The following is a 5,133-nucleotide window of genomic DNA, read 5'->3' on the forward strand; positions in this document are numbered from 1 at the left end:
CCGCTTTAGACCAAAATGATGCCGTTGAATTTACCGCATCATTTTCAAATATGGAATTTGACGTAATATTTGCAGACTTTGGTCCCGATTACCAGTTTATGGACGGATTTGATCTAGGGAAGATTGGCTTATTCGATCAAGCATTAGGTGGAGAGCTATCATTGGCTGAACCGGAAATCAAAGTGGGTGTTACAAGTTCTTTTGGAATCGATGTTTCCGTTGATATAGGTTCCATTGGATACACCTATATGGCAGGAGAAACTGAATTATCAGACGAATTAACTTTTGAAGGCTCTAACCCACTTGCCCCTTTCGTTCTTGCTGGACCTACTAATGAAAATTTCAGAGAATCAAAAAAGGATTCAGTACAGATAAATTACGAAAACAGCAGTATAGTAGAACTAATTGCTTCTGCTCCCAGATCGATGGAGTTTAACATAGGCAGTGTTTTGGCAAATTCATCAACTGCTGCAAACCCAAGGGTTGGAAATTTTGTACGTAGCGATAGCAAAATTGATATTGAGGTTGATGTACGACTTCCTCTAATTGGGAGAGCTAAAGGCTTTAATACAAGACAAAGAGTGGAAGTAGATTTAGGAAGTGAATTAGACGGTAATGCAAACCCGGTTAAAACAGCTACAATTATTCTTGATCTTGAAAACGGATTCCCTTGGGAAGTAACTTTAGAAGCTTGGTTTGAAAGCGAAGACAGCACAAGAATTTCAACCTTAGTAGAAAAGGGTGTTTTTTTAGAAGGAGCTGAAATTAATTCCAATGGTGAAACCACTGGTATTCCTGGATCAAAATCTACAGAATTTGTAGCTGAAGTATCTAAACTTGATGATGCTAAATTTTTGGTAATTGATGCTACTATTGAAACAAGTGGAAATGGGGATGTGGATGTACAAATGCTCAACAATTATAAAATAGGAGTTACTCTTGGACTAATTGTAGAACTTGATGCAAACGTTAACGAATTAACTTCAGGAGAAGAAGAATAAAAGAACAACTATGAAAACAAAAGTACTTCTAAGTTTATTGATCGGATTATATTCTGTACAGCTTTGGGCACAGCCTAATCTTACTATGTATAACATGAATAGTGTACCACACTCACTTAAAATAAACCCTGCCCTAACACCAGATAATAAAGGGTTTTTCTCATTAGCTCTTGGATCGATAAATACGTATGCCGCCAATACTGGTTTCACAGGAAATCAAATCTTCCAACAGCGTACTGATGGAACAACTTTTATCGACATTAACGACATATTGGATAATGTGTTGGGAAAGATGAATTATACAGATTTATACACTGCATATGAACCTTTTTCATTAGGGTTTAGAGCAAAAAAAATGTATTTCTCAACTAGTTTCGGCTTAAAAGCTTTCGGACGATTATCCTTTCCACGAGATATCGTAGATTTTTTGTGGAGCGGTAACGGAGGGAAATTCATGGACGAAAAGGCTGACTTCTCTGGATTAGGTATGGATGCTACAGTGTACACAGAATATGCACTTGGTGTGGCTCGAGAAATAAACGACAAACTTACAGTCGGTATAAGAATTAAATATTTAGATGGATTGGCAAACGTTGATACCAAGACTAAAGAACTTTCTATTACAACCGATCCAGAAAACTTACACATGACGCTTGCAGGGGATATGTCAGTTAATTTTGCTGGGGTGGTAAATCCTTTGGATACTAATAGTTCTGCTGGGGGTCTACAACCTTCTAGCTTTTTAGGAACTGGTAATACAGGAATTGGAATTAACCTTGGTGGTTCATATCAACTAATGGATAAGCTTAAAGTACACGCCTCCATTAATGATATAGGTAGGTTTAAATGGAAGAAAAACGCATCCAATTATACAATCGACGATTCAGAATATACATGGACTGGTTTGGACATTCCAATTAACATAGGAACTAGTGAAGTTTCAAATCCGGATTTGACAGGAATTACAGATTCTATCATAGAAATTTTCACTCCAGAGGAAACAAACAACGAGTATAAAACAAAACTACCAGCAAGAATGTATGTAGGTGGTACTTGGAAAATGGCAGATTGGCATTGGGCAGGGTTACTGCTTGGAGCAGAGTTTTACAAAGGAAGAATGCAGCGTTCTTTAACAGCATCTTACAATATCAAGCTTAAGAGAATGTTTAGTGCTCAAATTAACTACTCTGCTTTTGCAAGAAGTTATGCAAACATTGGGTTTGGTTTCTCTCTAAACTTAGGTCCTTGGCAATTCTATGCTATGACGGATAACGCACTTGGGTTTATGCTTCCGATGACAACTAAAGTTGCACATGTAAACCTTGGTTTCAATTGGACAATGGGTAGAAAAGAGAAAACGGATCAAGACAAAGATGGTATTAAGGATGAAGATGATGACTGTCCGAATAAAGCAGGAATTAAACAATTTGATGGCTGCCCTGATTCAGATAGTGATGGTATCCCAGATGGCTTAGACTTATGCCCAAGTAAAGCTGGCCCTATCGAAAGCGAAGGTTGCCCAATTACTGCATCTACCCTTCATATGGTAAATCCAAATGGTGATACACTTCAAACTGTAATTGTTGATGATCAGTTTCTATTCCAATTTACGAACGTTGCAGTTGATCAAAAGAAATTTTTATTCTTACTTCAGGCAAACGACGAACACTTTGGAAATGCCAAAGAAATTCAAGTTAAAATGGCCTTTACAGACGGAACAGAAATTTTGGGGGACGCAAAAGAAATCACAAATAGACTTTTCGAATACGAAAAGGAGAAAGCTCTAGATGTTAAGATGCTATTGTTGAATGCCGAAGGCGATACCGTAATGACTGCAAGTAGAGACGCTGAAGGATTCTTTCATTTTAAACAGTTGCCTGCAGGAATAGACGATATGACATTCTTATTACAAGGTGATGATGGGAAACTTTCCGCTGCCGATGTCATGAAGATTAAAATCGGTGAACAAACCATTCAAGCTAAGAATGACGGGCAAGGTTATTTCCAATATCATAAAATTGATGCTATTGAAGCTCCTAAACTATTTTTAATAAGTGTAGACGGAGATACGTTAATGTCGGTATTCATGGATAGAAATGGAACATTCGACTTTAAGAATATCGCTAAAATGGATAACTATATATATAGTTTAGAGGGAAGTGATGATACTGAAATCCACGTAATATTTACTAATGATGGAAAAATAGAGTACGTAGCAGCTAGTAAAGATGCTAATGGGCATTTCGCTTATAACTCAATGCCTACTACAGAGAATACTGGGATAGGCCTTCTTGACGAACAAGACCAGCTTGTTAACTTGGAAGCCAAGCACAAGAAAGTTATCGACGAGGCCTTTGGAAGTCTGGAATTCGAACCAAACTCCGGTGTTATCTTAGATAATTCTAAAATAGCTATTGATGCTTTAGCAAAACTGATGGCTGAAAATAGAGAATGGGGAATTGTTCTCGGTGGACATACGGACAACACGGGTAATGAAGAGGATAACCTGAAATTATCAAAACAAAGAGCCGATAATGTAAAAGATCTTCTAAGCCATTATGGTGTAGACCCAACAAGAGTAAAAATTAAATACTTCGGTCAAAATATTCCAATTGCCAGCAATGACACTGAGGAAGGAAAGCAAAAAAACCGTAGGGTTGAAATGAAAATATTTATGAGAAAATAGATTAAACTGTTACAAAAGGATTCAATCATAATTGTTTCCTTTTGTAATTTCTATTTGTCTATTAATATTTGACTTAACTTCGATCAAGTCAATTTAACATCAATAAAGCCTTTAATATCATCTCAGGCACGGTCGAATGAGCAATATCTGTTTTTTTAATAGCGTTAAATTCTGGGGAGGAGGAGAAAAATTCTACCTCGATTATGCTGTTGAAATGCAGAATAGAGGGCACAATGTCTTTGTTGTTTGCGGACATAACTCCGTACTCTCTCAAAAAGCCAAGGAGAGCAAATTATCCCAATTCAATATTAAAGTATCAATGTTTTCGGCCTTAAATCCTTTTAAGGTATTCAATCTCGTTTCATTTTTTAAAGAGAAGGAAATTGATGCTGTTATATTCTCTACCTCTCAAGATTTAAAACTAGGAGGAATAACTGCTAAGCTAGCTGGTGTGAAAAATATAGCGTTTCGAAGAGGTTTGGCCGTGCCCATTAAAAATCGATTCGTAAACAGAATTCTATTTAAAAATATACTAACACATATTCTAGCAAATTCTATAAAAACGAAGAATACAATTCTCAAAAACCTTTCCTCCCATATTCCTGAGGATAAAATAACAGTAATCTACAATGGTATAGACATTCAAAAGAGCAACGAGATTACCCAATGCATTTCTGTAATTAAAGAAAAAGGAAATGGAATTATCTTGGGAAATGCTGGTAGATTAACGAAACAAAAAGGTCAATTACATTTAATAGAATTAGCGAAAATTCTAAAAAGCAGAGGACTAGAATTCACCATATTCATTGCAGGAACAGGTGGTCTTAAGGATAAGCTAGCCAAAGAAATTTCCGACAATAAATTAAGCGACGAGGTTATTTTACTCGATTTCATAGATCGTATAGAAGAGTTTATGAACTCTATCGATGTCTTTTTACTTTCTTCTATGTGGGAAGGATTTGGTTATGTACTAGTAGAAGCAATGGTTAAATCGAAGCCAGTTGTAGCTTTCGACATGACAAGTAATCCTGAAATTATTGGAGACAAAGAAACTGGATTCCTAATTGAATACCCCGATCTAGAAAAATTCGCAGATCAAGTTGAAGAGCTAATTAAAAACCCTGAACAAAGAAACAAAATGGGTACCGCAGGCCTTAGACGTGTAAAAGATAAATTCCTCTTGAAGGATCGCATGAATGACTTTGAAAAATTTCTTCTGGAACAAAAAGGGTAACCAAAAATAAATGCAGGAGAAAAAAGCAAAAATAAGCGGTTTCACAATGGTGAAGAATGTGTCAAAACTTTACTACCCTATCAAGGCTTCTATAGAATCCATTCTTCCTATAGTAGATGAATTCATTATCGCATTGGGAGATTGTGACGAAGATGATGACACAAGAAATATCATTGAAAGTATCGGCTCGGATAAAATTAAAATAATTGATA

The 5,133-nt window shown here is 36.2% G+C and carries 4 protein-coding genes; all 4 read left to right on the forward strand.

Features of this window, described 5'->3' with window-relative positions:
* The coding region (locus HRT72_04400) for a hypothetical protein (GenBank protein NQY66949.1) at positions 1–1,001 on the forward strand (1,001 nt) is incomplete at its 5' end.
* 10 nt (positions 1,002–1,011) lie between these two features.
* Positions 1,012–3,687 (forward strand): OmpA family protein, encoded by a 2,676-nt coding sequence (locus tag HRT72_04405; GenBank protein NQY66950.1) that lies wholly within the window; start codon positions 1,012–1,014, stop codon positions 3,685–3,687.
* A 136-nt stretch (positions 3,688–3,823) separates the two neighbouring features.
* A complete protein-coding gene (locus HRT72_04410; GenBank protein ID NQY66951.1) occupies positions 3,824–4,921 on the forward strand; it encodes a glycosyltransferase family 4 protein in 1,098 nt (365 codons plus the stop codon).
* Between the two features lie 10 nt (positions 4,922–4,931).
* A partial coding sequence (locus HRT72_04415; protein ID NQY66952.1) for a hypothetical protein occupies positions 4,932–5,133 on the forward strand: 202 nt, incomplete at its 3' end.

Source organism: Flavobacteriales bacterium, from assembly GCA_013214975.1.
Lineage (GTDB): Bacteria > Bacteroidota > Bacteroidia > DT-38 > DT-38 > DT-38.